At 71.4% G+C, this 18,245-nt stretch carries 14 protein-coding genes; 4 read left to right on the top strand and 10 right to left on the bottom strand.

The window, feature by feature from the left end; all coding sequences use genetic code 11:
- Positions 1-200 precede the first annotated feature (200 nt).
- Together ABZ826_RS18345 and ABZ826_RS18350 are read right to left on the bottom strand one after the other, a co-directional pair.
- Positions 201-1,670 (bottom strand): S28 family serine protease, encoded by a 1,470-nt coding sequence (locus tag ABZ826_RS18345; protein ID WP_361448745.1) that lies wholly within the window; start codon positions 1,668-1,670, stop codon positions 201-203.
- Between the two features lie 279 nt (positions 1,671-1,949).
- Positions 1,950-2,318 (bottom strand): hypothetical protein, encoded by a 369-nt coding sequence (locus ABZ826_RS18350; RefSeq protein ID WP_361449067.1) that lies wholly within the window; start codon positions 2,316-2,318, stop codon positions 1,950-1,952.
- Between the two features lie 310 nt (positions 2,319-2,628).
- Between ABZ826_RS18350 and ABZ826_RS18355 the strand changes: the two genes are divergently transcribed.
- Positions 2,629-3,126 (top strand): hypothetical protein, encoded by a 498-nt coding sequence (locus ABZ826_RS18355; RefSeq protein ID WP_361448748.1) that lies wholly within the window; start codon positions 2,629-2,631, stop codon positions 3,124-3,126.
- Positions 3,127-3,147: 21 nt separating this feature from the next.
- Here ABZ826_RS18355 and ABZ826_RS18360 read toward each other — a convergent pair whose 3' ends face one another.
- A complete protein-coding gene (locus ABZ826_RS18360; protein WP_361448751.1) occupies positions 3,148-6,942 on the bottom strand; it encodes an ABC transporter ATP-binding protein in 3,795 nt (1,264 codons plus the stop codon).
- 206 nt (positions 6,943-7,148) lie between these two features.
- Positions 7,149-8,111 carry a serine hydrolase gene (locus tag ABZ826_RS18365; RefSeq protein ID WP_361448754.1) on the bottom strand — a complete coding sequence of 321 codons (963 nt, stop codon included), beginning with the start codon at positions 8,109-8,111 and terminating at the stop codon, positions 7,149-7,151.
- Between the two features lie 153 nt (positions 8,112-8,264).
- Here ABZ826_RS18365 and ABZ826_RS18370 point away from each other — a divergent pair, with 153 nt between their 5' ends.
- Complete coding sequence (locus ABZ826_RS18370; protein WP_361448757.1) at positions 8,265-8,456, top strand: hypothetical protein; 192 nt, start codon at positions 8,265-8,267, stop codon at positions 8,454-8,456.
- Positions 8,457-8,475: 19 nt separating this feature from the next.
- On the opposite strand, the gene ABZ826_RS18375 is transcribed toward ABZ826_RS18370, so the two are convergent.
- The 3 genes from ABZ826_RS18375 to ABZ826_RS18385 form a co-directional block, all read right to left on the bottom strand.
- Entirely contained in the window at positions 8,476-10,161 is a 1,686-nt protein-coding gene (locus tag ABZ826_RS18375; protein ID WP_361448760.1) for a thiamine pyrophosphate-binding protein, read from the bottom strand.
- Positions 10,158-11,126: an agmatinase gene (gene speB / locus ABZ826_RS18380; protein WP_361448763.1), complete on the bottom strand. Its 969-nt coding sequence runs from the start codon at positions 11,124-11,126 to the stop codon at positions 10,158-10,160. The genes ABZ826_RS18375 and speB overlap by 4 nt, the downstream gene beginning before the upstream one ends.
- Before the next feature lie 69 nt (positions 11,127-11,195).
- Positions 11,196-12,695 carry a sodium:solute symporter gene (locus tag ABZ826_RS18385; protein WP_361448766.1) on the bottom strand — a complete coding sequence of 500 codons (1,500 nt, stop codon included), beginning with the start codon at positions 12,693-12,695 and terminating at the stop codon, positions 11,196-11,198.
- A 121-nt stretch (positions 12,696-12,816) separates the two neighbouring features.
- On the opposite strand from ABZ826_RS18385, the gene ABZ826_RS18390 reads away from it, so the two are divergent.
- Together ABZ826_RS18390 and ABZ826_RS18395 are read left to right on the top strand one after the other, a co-directional pair.
- Positions 12,817-14,301 carry a PucR family transcriptional regulator gene (locus ABZ826_RS18390; RefSeq protein ID WP_361448769.1) on the top strand — a complete coding sequence of 495 codons (1,485 nt, stop codon included), beginning with the start codon at positions 12,817-12,819 and terminating at the stop codon, positions 14,299-14,301.
- A 97-nt stretch (positions 14,302-14,398) separates the two neighbouring features.
- Positions 14,399-14,680 (top strand): sulfurtransferase TusA family protein, encoded by a 282-nt coding sequence (locus tag ABZ826_RS18395; protein WP_361448772.1) that lies wholly within the window; start codon positions 14,399-14,401, stop codon positions 14,678-14,680.
- 60 nt (positions 14,681-14,740) lie between these two features.
- On the opposite strand, the gene ABZ826_RS18400 is transcribed toward ABZ826_RS18395, so the two are convergent.
- From ABZ826_RS18400 to ABZ826_RS18410, 3 genes are all read right to left on the bottom strand, one after another.
- Positions 14,741-15,997, bottom strand: coding sequence for a lanthionine synthetase LanC family protein (locus ABZ826_RS18400; protein WP_361448774.1), 1,257 nt, complete (start codon positions 15,995-15,997; stop codon positions 14,741-14,743).
- Positions 15,998-16,233: 236 nt separating this feature from the next.
- Complete coding sequence (locus tag ABZ826_RS18405) at positions 16,234-17,067, bottom strand: thiopeptide-type bacteriocin biosynthesis protein (protein WP_361448777.1); 834 nt, start codon at positions 17,065-17,067, stop codon at positions 16,234-16,236.
- A 510-nt stretch (positions 17,068-17,577) separates the two neighbouring features.
- Entirely contained in the window at positions 17,578-17,925 is a 348-nt protein-coding gene (locus tag ABZ826_RS18410) for a hypothetical protein (RefSeq protein ID WP_361448780.1), read from the bottom strand.
- Positions 17,926-18,245 lie beyond the last annotated feature (320 nt).

Genomic DNA, 18,245 nt, shown 5'->3' on the forward strand with positions numbered 1-18,245 from the left:
CCTCCTCAGACAACACCAGCTCGGCCATCGGCCGCCCCATCTTCGCCATGGAAGCAGTCTACTTATTCAACGAATTCTCGGCGCAGGACACTAGGCCCTGGCAACCGGGAAGGGGCTGTGCTCCATGCACAGCCCCTTCCCTCCCTGCGCGGACTGCCTCATGAAGACCGCGTTCGGGCGGACGGCCTCACGAGGACCGCTTACGGACGCAGCCTGCGCTCGCTCGTCACATCCCGCTTGTCGAGCCGCGCGTCGAACTTCGCGAGCGGCTTCGCCTTCGCCGGGTCCTCCCGCACGGCGGCCGGTGCGACGCCCGCCCAGCGCAGAATGGCGGCGGTGGCCGTCGCCTTGTCGTCCGCGTCGAGCCCTGCCACGTTGGAGCCGTGGTTGCCGCCCGCCACGGTCATGACATAGCTGTCACGGGCGCCCGCTCCGAGCCGGAAGCGCTCCGCGCCCCACGGGTCGTTCTGCCCGTACACGTACAGCATGTGGTCGGCGTGGTGCTTCACCCAGTTGTCGACGTCACGCATCACCGACGGCTGGAACTTCATCGGGATGGAGCGCGGCACGTAGTTGCGCGGCGGCTGGTACCCGTACCGGCTCAGCTTGCCGAGCCACGGCTGCTTGATGTCCGGCGAACCGAGCTGGGTGCCCGCCTGGTAGTAGTACGGGGTGTACTTCTCCAGGCCCTGGTCGGCGTAGGCGGAGAATCCGGAGATCGAGTCGATCGAGTCCCAGATCGCCTGGTCGGAAGCGTTCTTGGCGTCGGCGGGGATGGTGTCGCAGTCGGACAGCAGGCTGTACTGCCAGTACGCCCAGACGTAGTCCATGACGACGGCCTCGTAGGCCCGGTCGAGCGAGCCGACGGTGTCGAAGGTGTAGCTGTTCGCGGCGGCGTACTCCTGGTACTTCTTCTCCAGCGGCCCGCGGCGGACCAGCGCCTCGCGCTGCACCCCGTTCAGCTTGTCGCGGCACTCCTTGGTGCCGACGTTCTCGAAGAACCGGTCGTATGCCGAATCCTCCTTGTCGACCACGTCGTTGGGCGCGACGTACGCGACGACGCCGTCCATGTCCTCGGGGTAGAAGCGCTCGAAGTACGTGGCGGTCATGCCGCCCTTGGAGCCGCCGGTGGTCAGCCAGTTCTTGGTGTAGATCTGCTTCAGCGCGGTGAAGACGCGGTGCTGGTCGCTGGCGGCCTGCCAGATGTCGAGCTTGGACCAGTCGGCGGGCGCCGGGCGGGACGGGGTGAAGAACCGATACTCCAGGGAGACCTGGTTGCCGTCGACGATCCGGGTCGGCTCGGAGCGGCTGGGGTTGGTGGAGACGTTGTAGCCACTGGTGTAGAAGACCGTCGGGCGGGACGTGTCCTTGTGCAGCAGGGTGATGCGCTGCTGGAAGGTGCCCTTGGACGGGTGCCGGTGGTCGATCGGCTGGGTGTAGTTGAGGACGAAGTAGCGGTAACCCGCGTACGGCTTCTCCTCGATGAGACTCATTCCCGGGATGGCCAGGATGCGGTCCTTGATGTCCGTGCTCGTGCCGTTGTCGCCGACGGCCGTGCTCCGGAACGCGGTCGGTTCCGCGGCGGTGGCCGCCCCGGCCGAGGCACCCGTCGCACTCACCGTGCCGATGAGCACCGCGAGCGACAGGAACCCTCTGAGCGCCTTGCGCATGCACCCTCCCCATGATTCACAACATTCGTCGTGAACCTAGCGGGGCAACACCGTCGCCGCCAGACCCTGTTGTCATGGGAAAAATGCCAGAGGGAAGATGCCGGGGAAAGCCACGGCCGCCTGCGCCGTCGCGATCGCCGCCGGGCCGTCGGTCCTCGTCGGCCGCTCCGTCCGCCGCCGGACGGGCCGACGGAGGGCGGGCCGCCACGGGACGGGCCGACGGAGGGGGCCGTCGGTCCTCGGCGACCGCTCCGGCCGCCGCCGTCGGCCCGACCTCCGTCAGCAGAGAATCCAGCCCGTGGAACCGGACTTCCCCGAGATCGTGGCCGAGGCCCGGACGCACCGGTTCAGCGCGTGGACCGTCACCGGGCCGGCCTGCCTGGTGTACGTGCCGCTGTCGACGACGGGGCTGCCGCCGCGCGGCTGGATCGTCACGGACATCTTGCGGCGCGGGCCCGGCTTCTTGGCGACCGCGACGGCGCAGGCGTAGGAGCGGCTCTTGTAGACGCGCAGCTCGCCGGTCTTGAACGGGACCGCCTTCGCGAGGCGCCCGGCGCAGGCCGTCGCGGCCTGGGCGCTGCTCGTCGCGGTGCCGGTGAGCAGCAGACCGGCGGTCACCAGCGGCAGGACGAACAAGTACACGAGCATCCGGCGCCCGATGCCGCGTCCGCGTCTGCCGACCGCTCCGACCGCGACGCCGGTATCGACCACATCAGCCGCACCGGTCGCATCGAGCGCTCCGGCCCCCGCGACCTTTCCGGCCCCTCCGGTCCTTCTGATCACCAGCAGCCCCATCAGCTAATCGAACATTTGCACCCTTGCTCGGTACATACACACACATGCGTACGACGCAGGAGGCCATCCGAAGGTTGCATCCGGCGTGCTCCGCCTCCCGGGCAACCGAATCGCCACAGCATGGCTCCAACCAGGCAGAGCCATACGAAAGGCAGGAACTGCCATGCTCCAACTCCCCCGCACACAAGGCCCCCGCGGCCGGCGCGTCGTCGGAAGGACGTTGCTCGCCACCGCACTCCTCTCCGTCGTCGCCGTGGTCCCGGCCGCCGCGTCGGCCCCGCAGGCACCGGTGGCCTCGGCGCCGGTGCGCAGCGACGCCGGAACCCCGGCCTACCAGCAGGTGGCCCACTTCTACGGTGCCTACGTCGATGCCGTCACGGCGGAGGGCGGCGGCAGACTCGCCACCGCCCTGAGGTCGTTCTACCTGACGCCCCACCTGCGCACCCAGCTGAACACCTGGGAGAAGCGCAACCACGCGGACGGTGTGCTCCGCGCCCAGAACACCCCGCTCGCCCTCCGGGTCACCCCGGGCGACAGCGGGGCGGGCCACACGTGGTCGAAGGTGCGGCTCACCTGGAGCAAGGGCAGGCACCCCAGGTACACGTATCTGACCGTGCGGTCGGACCTGCGGACCGGCAAGATCTCCGGTATCGGCAAGTGACACCGGGGGCGGGCCCGGCGCTCACACCCCGGCGGGCTCGTCCTCCCCGATGAACGTGCGCCACAGCACGGCGTAGTGCCCTTCCCTGGCGAGGAGTTCGTCGTGCGTGCCGTCCTCGACGACCCGGCCGTGGTCCATCACCACGACCCGGTCGGCGCGGGCGGCCGTGGTCAGGCGGTGGGCGACGATGAGGGTGGTGGGGCGGCCGGAAATGGGGCCTCCCCTGCTCGAACGGAGTTGAGAGCTTGGGGAACGGTGGGTCGCCTGGTTGACCAGGGCCTCGCTGGCCAGGTCGAGGGAGGCGGTCGCCTCGTCGAGCAGCAGGACGTCCGGGTCGACGAGTTCGGCGCGGGCGAGGGCGATCAGCTGACGCTGACCGGCCGAGAGGTTGCGGCCCCGCTCGGCGACCTCGTGCAGATACCCGCCGTCCAGGGTGGCGATCATGTCGTGGGCGCCCACCCCCCGCGCCGCCGCCTCCACCTGCGCGTCGGTGGCCTCGGGCCGCCCGTACGCGATGGCGTCGCGGACCGTACCGGCGAAGAGGTACGCCTCCTGCGGCACGACTCCGAGCCGGTGCCGGTACGCGGTGAGGTCGAGCCGGCGCAGATCGGTGCCGTCCGCCGTGACCCGGCCGCCCGTCGGGTCGTAGAACCGGGCGACGAGCTTGACGAGGGTGGACTTCCCGGCGCCCGTCTCGCCGACGAACGCGACCGTCTGGCCGGCCGGTATCCGCAGGTCGACCCCGATCAGGGCCTCTTCGGCGTCGTCACCCGAGCCGTAGGCGAAGGTCACGTCCTCGAAGGCGATCTCGCCGCGCAGCGACAGCACGTCCAGCGGTTCGTCCGCCTCGTCGGTGGAGGTCGGCTCGCGCAGCAGTTCCTGGATGCGGCCGAGGGAGACGGTGGCCTGCTGGTAGCCGTCGAAGACCTGGGAGAGCTGCTGCACCGGGGCGAAGAACAGGTCGATGTAGAGGAGGTACGCCACCAGCGCACCGGTGGTGAGCGTGCCGTGGTCGACCCGGCCCGCGCCGACGATCAGGACGGCGGCCGCGGCCACCGACGACAGCAGCTGCACGAACGGGAAGTAGACCGATATCAGCCACTGGCCGCGGACCCTGGCCCGGCGGTAGTGGTCGCTGCGCTCCGCGAACCGGTCCGCGCCGTCGCGCTCGCGGCGGAACGCCTGCACGATCCGCAGTCCGGAGACGGACTCCTGGAGGTCGGCGTTGACGACACTGATGCGTTCGCGGGCCAGCTCGTACGCCTTGACGCTCTTGCGGCGGAAGAAGAAGGTGCCGACGATCAGCGCCGGCAGCGTGGCGAAGACGACGAGGGCCAGCGACACGTCGAGGACCAGCAGAGCGACCATGATGCCGAAGAAGGTGACGACGGAGACGAAGGCGGTGACCAGACCGGTCTGCAGGAACGTCGACAGCGCGTCCACGTCCGTCGTCATCCGGGTCATGATGCGTCCGGTCAGCTCGCGCTCGTAGTAGTCCAGGCCGAGCCGCTGGAGCTGAGCGAAGATCTTCAGCCGCAGTGAGTACAGCACCCGCTCGCCGGTGCGGCCCGCCATCCGGGTCTCGCCGATCTGGGCCGCCCACTGCACGAGCACGACCACCAGGGCCAGCGCGGAGGCCGCCCAGACGGCACCGAGGGCCAGCTGGGAGACACCCTGGTCGATGCCGTGCCGGATCAGTACGGGCAGCAGGAGTCCGCCGCCCGCGTCCACCGCCACCAGGGCCAGGCTCGCCAGGAGCGGCAGCCCGAAGCCGCGCAGCAGCCTGCGCAGTCCGTACGACTCCTCGGCGCGGACGGCCCTCGCCTCGTCGATGTCGGGTGTGTCGGTGGCCGGTGGCAGGGCCTCGACCTGGGCGAGCAGCTCGGGGGTCGCGGGCATGCCGGCCGCCCCGACATCGCGCGGCTCGTCCTTGCGGACCCACAGGTGGGGGCTGATGCCGCGCTCGGCGTCGAACTCGGCGTCCAGCTCCTCCTGGAGCGCGCGGTCGTCCTCGGGGGTGGTGTCGACGGCGGCGGTCAACGGGTGATGTCCGGGCGAGGTGCCGCCGAGCTCGTCCGGGTCGGTGAGCAGCCGCCGGTAGAGCGCGCAGCGGCGCTCCAGCTCTTCGTGCGTACCGATGTCGGCGAGCCTGCCGTGGTCCAGCACGGCGATCCGGTCGGCGAGACCGAGGGTGGAGCGGCGGTGCGCGATCAGCAGGGTCGTCCGCCCGGCCATCACCTGGCGCAGCGCCTCGTGGATCTCGTGCTCGACACGGGCGTCGACGGCGGAGGTGGCGTCGTCGAGGAGGAGCAGCCGGGGGTCGGTGAGGATGGCGCGGGCGAGCGCGACGCGCTGGCGCTGGCCGCCGGAGAGGGTGAGTCCGTGCTCGCCGACCGTGGTGTCGTAGCCCTCGGGCAGGTCCGCGATGAACCGGTCGGCCTGGGCGGCGCGGGCCGCCTGCTCGATCTGTTCCTGCGTGGCGTCCGGGAATCCGTAGGCGATGTTGGCGCGGACGGTGTCGGAGAACAGGAAGCTGTCCTCCGGCACGAGGCCGATGGCGGCGCGCAAGGACTGCTGGGTCAGCTCGCGGACGTCGTGGCCGGCGACCAGGACGGCGCCGTGCGTCACGTCGTAGAAGCGGGGCAGCAGCAGCGAGACGGTGGACTTGCCGCTGCCGGACGCGCCGACGACGGCAACGGTCTCACCGGGCTCGACGGTCAGCGAGAACCCGTCGAGGACGGGGCGGTCCTCGGCGTAGCCGAACCGTACGTCGTCGAACTCGACGCTCGCGGGGGCGTCGGCCGGGAGTTCCTTGGTGCCGTCCTTGATGGTCGGCTCGGTGTCGATCACCTCCAGTACGCGCTCGACGCCGGCGCGGGCCTGCTGTCCGACGGTGAGGACCATGGCGAGCATCCGGACCGGGCCGACGAGCTGGGCGAGGTAGGTGGAGAAGGCGACGAACGTGCCGAGGGTGATCTCGCCCCGGGTGGCGAGCCAGCCACCGAGGGCCAGCATCGCGACCTGGCCGAGCGCGGGGACGGCCTGGAGCGCCGGGGTGTAGCGGGAGTTCAGCCGGATCGTCCGCAGCCGTCCGGCGAACAGCTTGCGGCCGACCTCGCGCAGTTTGCCGGTCTCCTGGTCCTCCTGCCCGAAGCCCTTGACGACCCGGACCCCGGAGACGGCCCCGTCGACGACTCCGGCGACGGCGGCGGCCTGCCCCTGGGCGTACCACGTGGCGGGGAAGAGCCGGGCGCGGGAACGGCGGGCGATGTACCAGAGGGCGGGGGCGACGGCGATCGCGACCAGAGTGAGCAGGGGCGAGAGCCACGCCATGATCACCAAGGAGATGAGGAAGAGCAGCACGTTCCCGATGGTCATCGGGAGCATGAACAGAAGTCCCTGGATCAGCTGGAGGTCGCTGGTGGCGCGCCCGACGACCTGTCCGGTGGACAGCTCGTCCTGCCGCTTGCCGTCGAGGCGGGTGATCGTCCCGTACATCTCGGTACGGAGGTCGTGCTGCACGTCGAGGGCGAGCCGGCCGCCGTAGTAGCGGCGGATGTACGTGGATATGTACACCAGCACGGCGGCGACTACGAGGAGTCCGGTCCAGACGGCGAGGGAACGCGTGTGGTCGACGACGACATCGTCGATGATCACCTTGGTGATCAGCGGGACGATCGCCATCACCGCCATGCCGGCCAGCGACGAGCCGAGCGCCAGCAGCACATTGCGCCGGTAGCGCCATGCGTAGCCGATCAGCCGCCGGGCCCAGCCCGAGGCCTGCGCCGCGCCCTCCTCGTGCCCTGCGTCCGTCACCGGTACCTCCCCGCTCGACCTGCTCTACCGGAAGGCACCAACGCCGTGGGCAGCGGATTTCATCCCGCTGTTACAAAAGACGGGCCCTTGGTCGTAGGCCGGTGCGACGTCCTGCCTACGACCGGCATACGACCGGCTGCTCAGACGGTGGGCGGCCGGCCGGTGCCAGAAGAAGCTGCACCGGCCGGCCTCGGCCCGCTGCCCCGCTACGACTGCGGCGTCGCGGTGAGCATCCGTACGGCCGGTGCCTCCGGCACCGCGGGCACCGCCTCCTGCGGGGCGGCGGGCGGGGCGACGGTGGACTTGGTGGCGACGGCCGGGTTGAGGTCTTTGTGCACGGCGCGAGCGACGGCCTGGATGGTGTTGATGCCGTCGTTCATCGTCTTGTTGTCCTGGGTGAGCACGGTGATCGCGTAGTCGTGCCCCTTGCCCGTGAACGCGCCGATGCTGTGGACCCGCCAGCCGTGGGTGGCGCGCGGCAGCCAGCCGTTCTTGACCTGGACGGTCACGCCGGACGGCGCACCGGCGGGCGTGCCCCAGCGCTGCGAGGAGACGACCTTGCGCATCAGGCCCAGCTCATAGGAGCGCGCGTTGTCGCTCAGCACGGAGTTCTTCGCGGTCAGCAGGGTCAGCAGCCGCTGCTCGTCCTGGGCGGTGATCTGGGTCAGCCCCCAGTAGCCACCGGAGCCGGGCACGGTGTGCGTCATCCCGGCGGCCTTCAGGAACGCCTTGACCTTGGTCACCCCGAGCTGCTTCCACAGACTGGTGGTCGCGTTGTTGTCGGACTTGGTGATCATGGCGGTGGTGAGGTTGATCTCGCGCTGGGTGAGATAGCGGTTGTGCTTCTTGTTGTCCCAGAGCAGCGTCGCCAGCACGGTCGCCTTCACGACACTGGCCGAGTCGTACTTCGTCGTCGCCCGCAGGGAACAGTTCGTCTTGGTGGTCCGGTCGTAGAGGGCCACGGCCGTCGTCGACTTCCGCCCCTTGAGCGCGGCGGTGATGTCCTTCGACAGCTTGGCTGCCAGCCCCGCCTTGCCGGACGTGCAGCTCACCGTCGGCGTCGCGGCGGCGGCGGGCGCGGCGCCGAGCGCCACGGGTACGAGCACGCCCGCCGCGAGCGCGACGGACAGCGCGCCCCGTGCACGGCGGGTTATGTGGGATCCAGTCATGAGGCTTCCGTCCCCTGAGTCATCTGTACGGGCGCGCCCCCGGCACGCCCGTACAGATGACTCCCGACGGACCGGAAAGTTGTAGGGAACACGGTCCAATTGGCCAGGATTTGACGCTCGGAGGCCCGCTGAGCAAGGCGGGCCCATTACTTGATGGCGGCCCGGCGGAAGGGGGCGGACCGCGGAAAGGCCGCCGGCGAACTGCTTTGCGCCATAGCGGACTTCGTACCGGCCAACGGCCAACTCCCCGCCGCTCTCGGGGAAGGAGAGAAGGGGGAGTTCACCAAGGGCTTCCATCAGCAGATGGCCGAGTACGCACCCGTGCACGGCCGTCTGATGACCTGACGCACGGGGCCCGGCGCGGTCACAGATGCGTCGGCTCGAACATCCTCAGCAGTGCCGGGAGCACGACCACCGAAGGGCCCGGCTGAGCGAAGGACTTCGCCAGGTCGGCGGCGAGCGTCTCGGGGGTCGTGCGGACCGCCGGGACGCCGAAGGACTCGGCGAGGGCGACGAAGTCGGGGCGGGCGAGTTCCGTCGCCGTGGCCTCGCCGAAGGCGCCCGTCATGTACTCGCGCAGGATGCCGTAGCCGCCGTCGTCGACGATCAGCCAGGTGACCGGCAGGTCGTACTGGCGGGCCGTGGCCAGCTCCGCGATCGAGTACATCGCGCCGCCGTCGCCGGAGACCGCCAGGACCGGCCTCGTACGGTCGGCCGCCGCCGCGCCGAGGGCGGCGGGGAAGCCGTAGCCCAGGCCGCCCGCGCCCTGGGCCGAGTGCATCGTGTTCGGGTGGCGGGCGTCGAAGGCGGACCAGGCCCAGTAGGCCAGGATCGTCATGTCCCAGAAGCTGGGGGACGCGTCGGGCAGCGCCTGGCGGACCGAGGCGATGAGCTGCTGTTCCAGGGTGAGTTCCTGGCCGGCGATCCGGTCGCGTACCGCTTCGAGGACCGTGCGGACCCGGTCCGGCGCCGACGGGTCCTCGCGGCGGTCGACCGCGTCGAGGAGGTCGGACAGGGCCTCGCGGGCGTCGGCGTGGATGCCGAGCGCGGGGTGGTTGGACTCCAGCTTCCCGGCGTCGGCCTCGATCTGGACGACCCGGCCGCGCGGGGCGAACGTGTGGTAGTTCGAGGAGAGTTCACCGAGTCCGGAGCCGACGACCAGCAGCACGTCGGCGGATTCCAGGAAGTCCGTCGTGTGGCGGTCCTCCAGCCAGGACTGGAGCGAGAGCGGGTGCTCCCACGGGAAGGCGCCCTTGCCGCCGAAGGTGGTGACGACGGGTGCGTCGATCTTCTCCGCGAGCGCGAGCAGCTTGCCGGACGCGTCGGAGCGTACGACTCCGCCGCCCGCGATGATCGCCGGACGTTCCGCCTTCGACAGCAGGTCGGCCGCGACGGCGGTCAGTTCGGGACGGGCATGCAGGGCGCGCGGGGTGGCGTCCATCGCCGTGACGACGGGCAGCGTGGTCTCGGCGAGGAGTACGTCCTGCGGGATCTCGACCCAGACCGGACCGTGCGGCGCGGTCAGCGCGGACTCCCAGGCGGCCGCGATCGCCGAGGGGATCTGGGAGGCCGTACGGACGGTGTGGACCGACTTCACGACATCGCGGAACGACGCCTTCTGGTCCCTCAGTTCGTGCAGGTAGCCGTGGCGGCCACCACCCAGGCCCGCGGTCGGGATCTGGCTGGAGATGGCCAGCACGGGGGCGGACGCGGCCGCTGCCTCCTGGAGCGCGGCGAGGGAGGTGAGCGCCCCGGGCCCGGTGGAGAGCAGCAACGGGGCGACCTCGCCGGTGATCCGGCCGTAGGCGTCGGCGGCGAAGCCCGCGTTGTTCTCGACCCGCAGGCCGATGTAGGTCAGGGCCGAGCGGCGCAGCGCGTCGAACATGCCGAGCGCGTGCTGGCCGGGCAGGCCGAAGACGGTGGTCGCGCCGAGGCCCTGGAGGGTCTCGACGACGAGGTCGCCGCCGTTGCGTCCGGCCGGGGGGTTCAGGGCGGCCGCGATCTGCTCGGGGGTGAGCGGCGGCCGCTCGTCGTGGTGGTCGTGGCTCACTTCGTACGGGCCTCTGCGATCTGGCGGGACATGACCGTCGTCAGCTCGTACGCCGTGTGGGAGGCGGCGACGGAGGTGATCTCGGCGTGGTCGTACGCGGGGGCGACCTCGACCAGGTCGGCGGAGACCAGGTTGCAGGAGGACAGACCGCGGACGATTTCGAGCAGCTCGCGGGAGGTCAGGCCGCCGGCCTCGGGGGTGCCGGTGCCGGGGGCGTGCGCCGGGTCCAGGACGTCGATGTCGATGGAGATGTAGAGCGGCCGGTCACCGATGCGCTGACGGAGCTGGTCGGCGACCTCGTCGACTCCGCGCCGCATGACGTCGGCGGAGGTGACGATGCCGAAGCCCATCTTCGCGTCGTCGTCCAGGTCCTGCTTGCCGTAGAGCGGGCCGCGGGTTCCGACGTGGGAGAGCGCGGAGGTGTCGAGGATGCCCTCCTCGACGGCCCGGCGGAACGGGGTGCCATGGGTGTACTCGGCGCCGAAGTACGTGTCCCAGGTGTCGAGGTGGGCGTCGAAGTGGAGCAGGGCGACGGGGCCGTGCTTCTTCGCGACGGAACGCAGCAGCGGCAGCGCGATGGTGTGGTCACCGCCGAGCGTCATCAGACGGGCGCCGGTCGCGAGGAGATCGTCGGCCGCGGCCTCGATCGTCTCGACGGCCTCGTTGATGTTGAACGGGTTCGCGGCGATGTCACCGGCGTCGGCGACCTGCGCGAGGGCGAACGGCGAGGCGTCCTGCGCCGGGTTGTACGGACGCAGGAGGCGCGACGCCTCACGGATCGCGTTGCCGCCGAAGCGGGCACCGGGGCGGTAGGAGACACCCGTGTCGAAGGGCACGCCGACGACGGCGACATCGGCGGTGCCGACCTCGTCGAGGCGGGGCAGCCGGGCGAAGGTCGCGGGTCCGGCGTACCGCGGGACGCGGGAGGAGTCGACGGGACCGCGCGGCGTTTCGTTGCTGCTCATGGCGGGTGCCTTTCTGGTTGCGATGCGGGTGACGCGGAGGTGGTGCGGCGCTTTGTGAGCGTTCGTACGTTATTCGAATGTGGTGGACGCGGTGGAGTGCGGGGTCCCCACGGCGGTCTTCTCGGCCGCCGGACCGTCCTGGTCCGCCCGCCCCGCCAGCCGCTCGCGCCAGACGGCCAGTACGGCCGCGTCGGTGGGCTTCGTCGCCAGGGAGACGATCACATACACCGCGAGCGAGGCCAGCAGACCGTAGTAGACGGGTTCGTTGGCGAGGATTCCGTACGTCGCCATCAGGCCGATCACGGCGACGCCACCGACCGACACCGCGGCCAGCGCGCCCGCCGCGGTTCCGCGGCGCCACAGCAGTCCGCCGAGGATCGGCACCAGCAGGCCGCCGACGAGGAGGTTGTACGCGACGGTCAGGGCTTCGACCACGTTGTTGAGCGCGATGGCGATGGCGATGACGGCGACACCCATGATGAGGATGAAGACCCGGTTGCCCTTCACCTCGTCGTGCTCCTCGCCGCCGCCCCGCGACACCACGCCCCGCAGTCGGGACCAGATGTCGTTGTTGGCGACGGTGGCGCAGGCGATCAGCGCACCGGAGGAGGTGGACATCACCGCGGCCAGCGCGGCGGCCAGGACCAGCCCCCGTACACCGACGGGCAGTTCGTCCTTGACGATGGTGGCGAACGCGGCGTCCGCGCTGGGCAGCTTCGGGTACATGACCTTGGCGGCGGTGCCGATGACGGCGCCGGCGATCGCGTACACCAGACAGTACGTACCGGCGACGGTGCCGCCCCAGCGGGCCGTCCGGTCGCTCTTCGCGGTGAACACCCGCTGCCAGATGTCCTGACCGATCAGCATGCCGAAGGTGTAGATCAGCACGTAGGTGAAGATCGTCTCGCCGCCGATGCCCAGCGGGTCGAAGTACTCGGTGGGCAGCTTGGCCTTCATCTCGCTGAAGCCACCCGCCTTGATCACCGCGATGGGGAGCAGGAGCAGCAGCACACCGATGGTCTTGACGACGAACTGCACCATGTCGGTGAGCGTGATCGACCACATGCCGCCGAGCGTCGAGTACGCGACGACGATGGCGCCGCCGAGGATGATCGCGACGGTCCGGTTCATGTCGAACAGCACGTCGAAGATGGTCGCGTACGCGATGGTCGAGGTGACCGCGAGCATCAGCGTGTACGCCCACATGACGACACCGGAGATGAGCCCGGCCCGGCCGCCGTAGCGCAGGTCGAGCATCTCGGAGACGGTGTAGACCTTCAGCCGGGCGATGCGCGCCGAGAAGAAGACGGAGAGGGCCAGCAGTCCGAGGCCGATGGTGAAGACCATCCAGGCGCCGGAGAGCCCGTACTGGTAGCCGAGGCCGACGCCGCCGATGGTGGAGGCGCCGCCGAGAACGATGGCGGCCATCGTGCCGGAGTACATCCAGGGGCCGAGGCGGCGCCCGGCCACCAGGAATTCGCTCTTGGACTTGGCGCGGCGCATGCCCCACCAGCCCATGGCGAGCATGCCGGCCAGATAGACGATGATCACCGCGTAGTCGACAGCCATGGGCTTCCTCCGTTTCAGTCATGTGCGCTCGTCGTATGTGGTGAAGACGGTAGGTGGCCCGCAAGCGACGCTGAAGTGTACGTTTCATCCATAATTGAAATCCTCGATGGATGGACCGTCCATGCCGGAAACCTCGGCCGGGGTCGCCCCGCCCAGTCCCCCTCCCCTTTCCGCTCCCCCCACGCCCCCGATCCCGCTCACGGAGCTGCTCGCCCGTGAGGAGCTCGGGCTGCACCGGATCGCGGGTCCGGCCGAGGCGGATCTGCTGTGGGTGCACACCTCGGAGATGGCCGACCCGTACCCGTATCTGCTCGGCGGTGAGCTGCTGCTCAGCGCCGGGGTGCTGCTCAAGGACCCGGACGCCTATGTGGCCCGGCTGGTGGAGGCGGGGGCGGCGGCGCTCGGTTTCGGGGTGACGCCGGTGTTCGACACGGTGCCGCAGGCGCTGATCGAGGCGTGCGACCGGCATGGGCTGCCGCTGGTGGAGGTGCCGCCCGAGGTCCCGTTCACGGCGATCGCGCGGGCGGTGTGGCGGCTGATGGCCGAGGCCCGGCACCGCGAGCTGCGCCGGGTGACCCGGGCCCAGCAGGCCCTGGCCACGGCGGCGGCCAGGCCGGACCCGATCCCCGCGGTGCTGCACCAGCTGGCGGCCCAGCTGGAGGGCCGGGCGGTGCTGCTCTCCGCCGACGGCGAGGAGCTGCACGTGGCGGGCCGCCGCCCGGCCCCCGACATCGGGGCGGCGCTGACCCGGCTCACCCGGGTGGTCTCCACCGTGACGCGCCCCGCCCCGACGTCCGCGACCGACACCGTGCGGGAGGCGCACCTGTCCGCGTACGCGCTGGGCGGCGGCCAGGGCCTCGTTCTGGCGCTGGCGACGGACCGGCGCGAGGCGGGCGACCACACCATCGCCGGGGTCGCGGTCGTCCTGCTCTCCCTGCTGACCGCCCCGCACCAGGGCGCCGACGCGGCCGGCCGCTCGGCCGCCCTCGTACGGATGCTGCTGGGCGCGGACCCGCAGGACGTCGCGCCGCTGCTCGGCGGCGCCGAGCAGTGGACGGTGGTGCACGCGCGCCGCAGCGGCGACGGCCCGGTCGACCCGCTCACCGCCGGCGCGCTGGGCGCCGCCCTCGGCTCGGCCCTGGTCGACGCGGGCCGGGGCCGCGACGCCGTCAGGGTGCTGGTCCCCGGTGGTGACCGGATCACCCCGCAGCCCGGCTGGACGCTCGGCGCCTCCTCTGCCGCGCCCATCACGGCACTCGACCTCGCCGACGGCCAGGCGACCCGCGCCCTGGGCCGCGCCGTGGCCACCCGCACCCCGCTGGCCCACCACCACACCGGCGCCGGAGCCGGCCTGGCCGCCCTGATCCCGCCCGACCAGGCGGAGGCCCACGCCCGCGCCCTGCTCGCCCCGCTCACCGATCCCCTGGCCGAGACCCTGCGCTGCTGGCTGAGCCTGCACGGCAGCTGGGACCGCACGGCCACCGCCCTCCAGGTCCACCGCAACACGGTCCGCCAGCGCATCGCCCGCTGCGCGGCGCTGCTGGACGCGGACCTGGACGACATGGACGTACGAACGGAGCTGTGGTTCGCGTTGCGGCAGCGATGAGCCGTCGACCCTCCCGACGTACCGACACCACGCCACACATCGGCCGCCGCCTCGGAGGCCGACCCGCGCGGCTGCCGCCCCGGTGAGCTCCGACCCGATGCCCCCGGCAGACCTCACCGTTGATGGCACCGGACTGCTGTGCGTCACGCTCCTGCTGCGTCTTCGCAGGCGGATCGAGGGAGCGCCACCGGGCACCGTGGTGCACGTGATCGCGACGGACCCGGCCGCACCCCTCGACCTGCCGGCCTGGTGCCACATGGTCGGCCACGACTACCTGGGCCCGGTGCCCGGCGAACGCCCGGTGTACGCGCTCCGGTTGGCCGCAGACGCCCGTCCCACCCTCCCCGACGCGCCCTGGCACCCGGTCCAGGCTCCGTGAACGCGGGCCTGCTCGACGGCGAAACGGGAGGGATCCGCCAGGGCGACCGGAGTCCCGCCACTACCGCAGCCCGAGGCAGGGGAGCCAGTCGCGCGAGGCGTTGTGGTCGGCGGTGAGGAGGGCGCTCAGTGCGCCCGGGGCCCCGTCGAGCAGGGAGGTCCGAGCCGCCGAGGTCCGACCGGGCCGGGTGGTTCCGGGTTCGCCGGAGGTGCGCGCCGCCGGGAGTCGCCGGCCCAGGTGATCGGCCAGGCGCTCGCCGAGGGTGGCGGCGGCCGGCAGGCCGGCCCAGCGGTGGAACGCGTCCGCAACGGCGAGCACACCCGCGGCACCGTGGCACAGCCCGAGTCGGTCCGTCAGAGGATCACCGAAGAGGTGGAAGTCCTCGTCGTACCGCTGCGCGAGGGTGGTGAACGCGGTCGCCGCCCAGTCGGCCGTCGACCGGTCGCCCAGGGCGTCGGCCGCGTCCCACAGTGCCCAGGTGACACCAGGCGTGCCGTAACACCACGCCTGGCGGGTACGCGCCCCGGAAGGAGGCAGGCCGTCGAGACCGGCCGGGTCCCAGCTGCGGATGGACCGGTCGTCGTCGAAGGACTGCCGTACCAGCCAACGGGTGGCACCGCGCAGGGCATCCAGCAGCTCCTGCTCCGGGCCGACGCGGCGGACGACGGCGGTGAGCGCGGCGACGAGCCCCGCCACGCCGTGCCCCATGCCGGTGTTCACCCGGCCCTGCATCCAGTCCGGGCGCGGGTGGCCCGAGTACTGGCCGGTGCGCAGCCGGTGCAGGTCACCGCTGTCACACAGCTCCGTCAAGTGTGCTGTGAATGCCAGGAGTTGGCTCCGCCTCGGCTGGGGTGTGCCGACGCAGAGCGCCAGCAGCGTGCCGGACGGTCCGCTGATGAGGTCATAGTCGGACAGGCCGACGTCCGCCGCCCGCCAGGGGCGCGCCTCCGCCCTGTCCAGCAGATGGTCGCGCAGCCGGTCGGCGGCGCGGTGCAGGGGTGGGTGGATGCGGGCGCCGAGTCGCAGGCCCACGAGGGTTCCGGCCAACCCGCCGTCGTACAGCCCGCAGTGGCAGGCGCCGCGACCGATGACCCGCGCCCACGCGGCCACCGCCCGTCCGGCGCTCGCCGCCGCCACAGGGTCGGGTGTCCGCGCCGCCGGGCCACGCGTCTCGGCGACCAGACAGGCCAGTACGGGAATGCCGGGGTCGGGCGTCGCGTGCCCACCCTCGGAGAAATCGTCGAGCAGTCGGACGGCGGTTCGGACGGCGCTGTCGAGAGCCACGCGGCGCGGCGCGGCCTGGCTGCCTGGGTCCATCGGAGCTCCTCGTCCGGGGGGGGAGCCACCCGGATCGGGTCCGGGTGGCTTCGTTCAACTCGGCGGTGAACAGGTGATGTCCGGGTGGAGAGCCGTCAGCAGTCGATGGCGGATCCACGCACGACCGACCCGCAGACGATGGTCGTGCCGAACGCCAGACTGTCGGCGGCCGTCCCGGCGGGCGCGCCGAGCCCGCGTGCAGTCGCCGCCGCGGGGCCGGCACGGCGTCGGTCATGTCAGTCCACCGCCCCGTCGTCGGCCAGGGCCTCGGCGAGCAGGCTCTGCCGGGCGTACGACAGCCGTCCCCGGTTCCAGTGGAAGATCACGGCGTGGGCGGCGGCGCGGCGCGGTCCACGCACCGCGCCACCGGCCTCGAAGTAGCCGGTGCGCCAGCGATCCGCGGCCCGGCGCACCGCCTCGCCGTGGAGCTCCTGCGACGTGCGCCAGGCCTCCGGCATCCCGTCCAGCAGTTGTGCGCGCGGCCGTTGCCAGTAGATGCGGATGCCCTGGGCGGCCTGGCGGAGCGCGACGTCCCGGGGGCCATCGGCCAGGGCGCGTCCGGTGTCCGTGCGCACCGCCTCCCAGACGCCCCGGCGTTCCCGGCCGATGATCCCCAGGCCGTCGAACATCTCGCGGAGCAGCAGGAGTGAAAGCCGCCAGTCGGCCGGCGCCTGCCCGTCGCCGTCCCAGCGCCGGGCATGATGGTCGAGCCAGGCCAGCGAGTCCGCCGTGAACACCTCGTGCACCCACGGCATGGAGGCGGGCCCGCCGAAGAGATAGGACTCCGGCTCGTACACCGCGCACACCGGCGGGGCGGCCAGCCCGTCGAGCCACTTGAGCTGGTCCAGGAGTTCGGCCCTCAGGGAGAAGGCGGCGCCCGCCCCGGACGCCTGGAAGCGCACCCGTAGGCCCGGGGGCTTGTGCATGTAGAAGAACGCGCGTGCGGCATGCGCGTCGAGGAGGTCGTGTGCGGCGTCGGCGAGCCAGTCGTACAGGCTCGGCCAGGCACGGGAACGCGGGGTCAGGTTCACCTGTACCCAGTTCGCCTCCGGGTGTTCCACCCCCTGCATGGGACCCTCCGTGTGTCGTGGTTCCGGCACGGCAGGGCCCCTCACGGACCGCGGTGCGTTGGCCGCGGATGCGTCCGGGACATCGCGAGAAGCCCTTGGTTTCGCTCTGTGTCGCCCGCGGGTTCACGGGATGCGGCAGAGGCCGCAACGCTCGCCGGTCAAACCGGATGCGCGGGGGTCAGGGGGCCGAAGCCGTCCTGCTCACTGGTGTCGGGCCTCCCAGGCCCTTCACCCACCTCTTTTCCCGCTTTGTCACCAACTGAAAGAGATATTTCAATTAGTCACATTATGAACGGGGGTGCGCTTGGCGCGCCCCCGAGGAACACGCGCAGTCGGCTGCGCCGTCGCGCGGATCGGCGCTCACGGCCACCCTCCAGTGAGACCGTCATGCGAACTCGGGACCGCTCGCCGATTCCGTCACCACGGATCTTCCGCGAGGGCTTCGCAGCCGCCTCCGGCCCAGGACGCGAGGGGCATCACCGGGCCGGGGCATGGCGGGTTCAGGGTGGTTCAGGACTCCGAAGGACACGCATCGGCGTCCGGGACGCCGGGACCCTGGCCGGAGGGTCGGAGACGAAGGCCCCGGCTCTCGGCGATGCGGCACACATCGCGCAGCGCCTCGGCCACGCGGGCCACGACATAACGGAGCTGCACCGACGTGACCTCGGAATCGTCGAACATGTCATCGACGTGGTCGAGGAGTTCGGCGGCCATGCCGAGCTGCACGCTCTCGACGTTGTCGGCGACGCGGGAGACGTATCCGGTCCCGTCACCGAGGACGTAACACGGGTTGCCGTCCACGCCGGACCACGGAAGCAGACGTACCGAATCGGAGCCCGGGGCGTTCGGGGCGATCACGCGGTCACCTCGACACCATGGATCGGGCGAGGCGCGATGTCGATGCCTGGCATGGGGTGTACGCCTGCGGGGGGGCGCGGCGCGATACGAGTCCATGGGCCGGTGGCACCCCTGGGCGGGCCGCAGGAACCGCAGCAGCGGCTCAATGGCATCAGCGACACAGCGCAGCACGTCGTCAACTCCGTTGAGGTAGAGGACCGTTCTCCGGACCGTGCGACGGCGGCGGCCCATGTCCGGGCGAGCCACCGCTGTGTAGCGATCCACTCACAGAGTGAGACGGCGCGGACTAGGCTCGCCAGGGGGTTCCAGGTGACAGGCCC

The sequence above is a fragment of the Streptomyces sp. NPDC047515 genome, assembly GCF_040643055.1.
GTDB lineage: Bacteria > Actinomycetota > Actinomycetes > Streptomycetales > Streptomycetaceae > Streptomyces.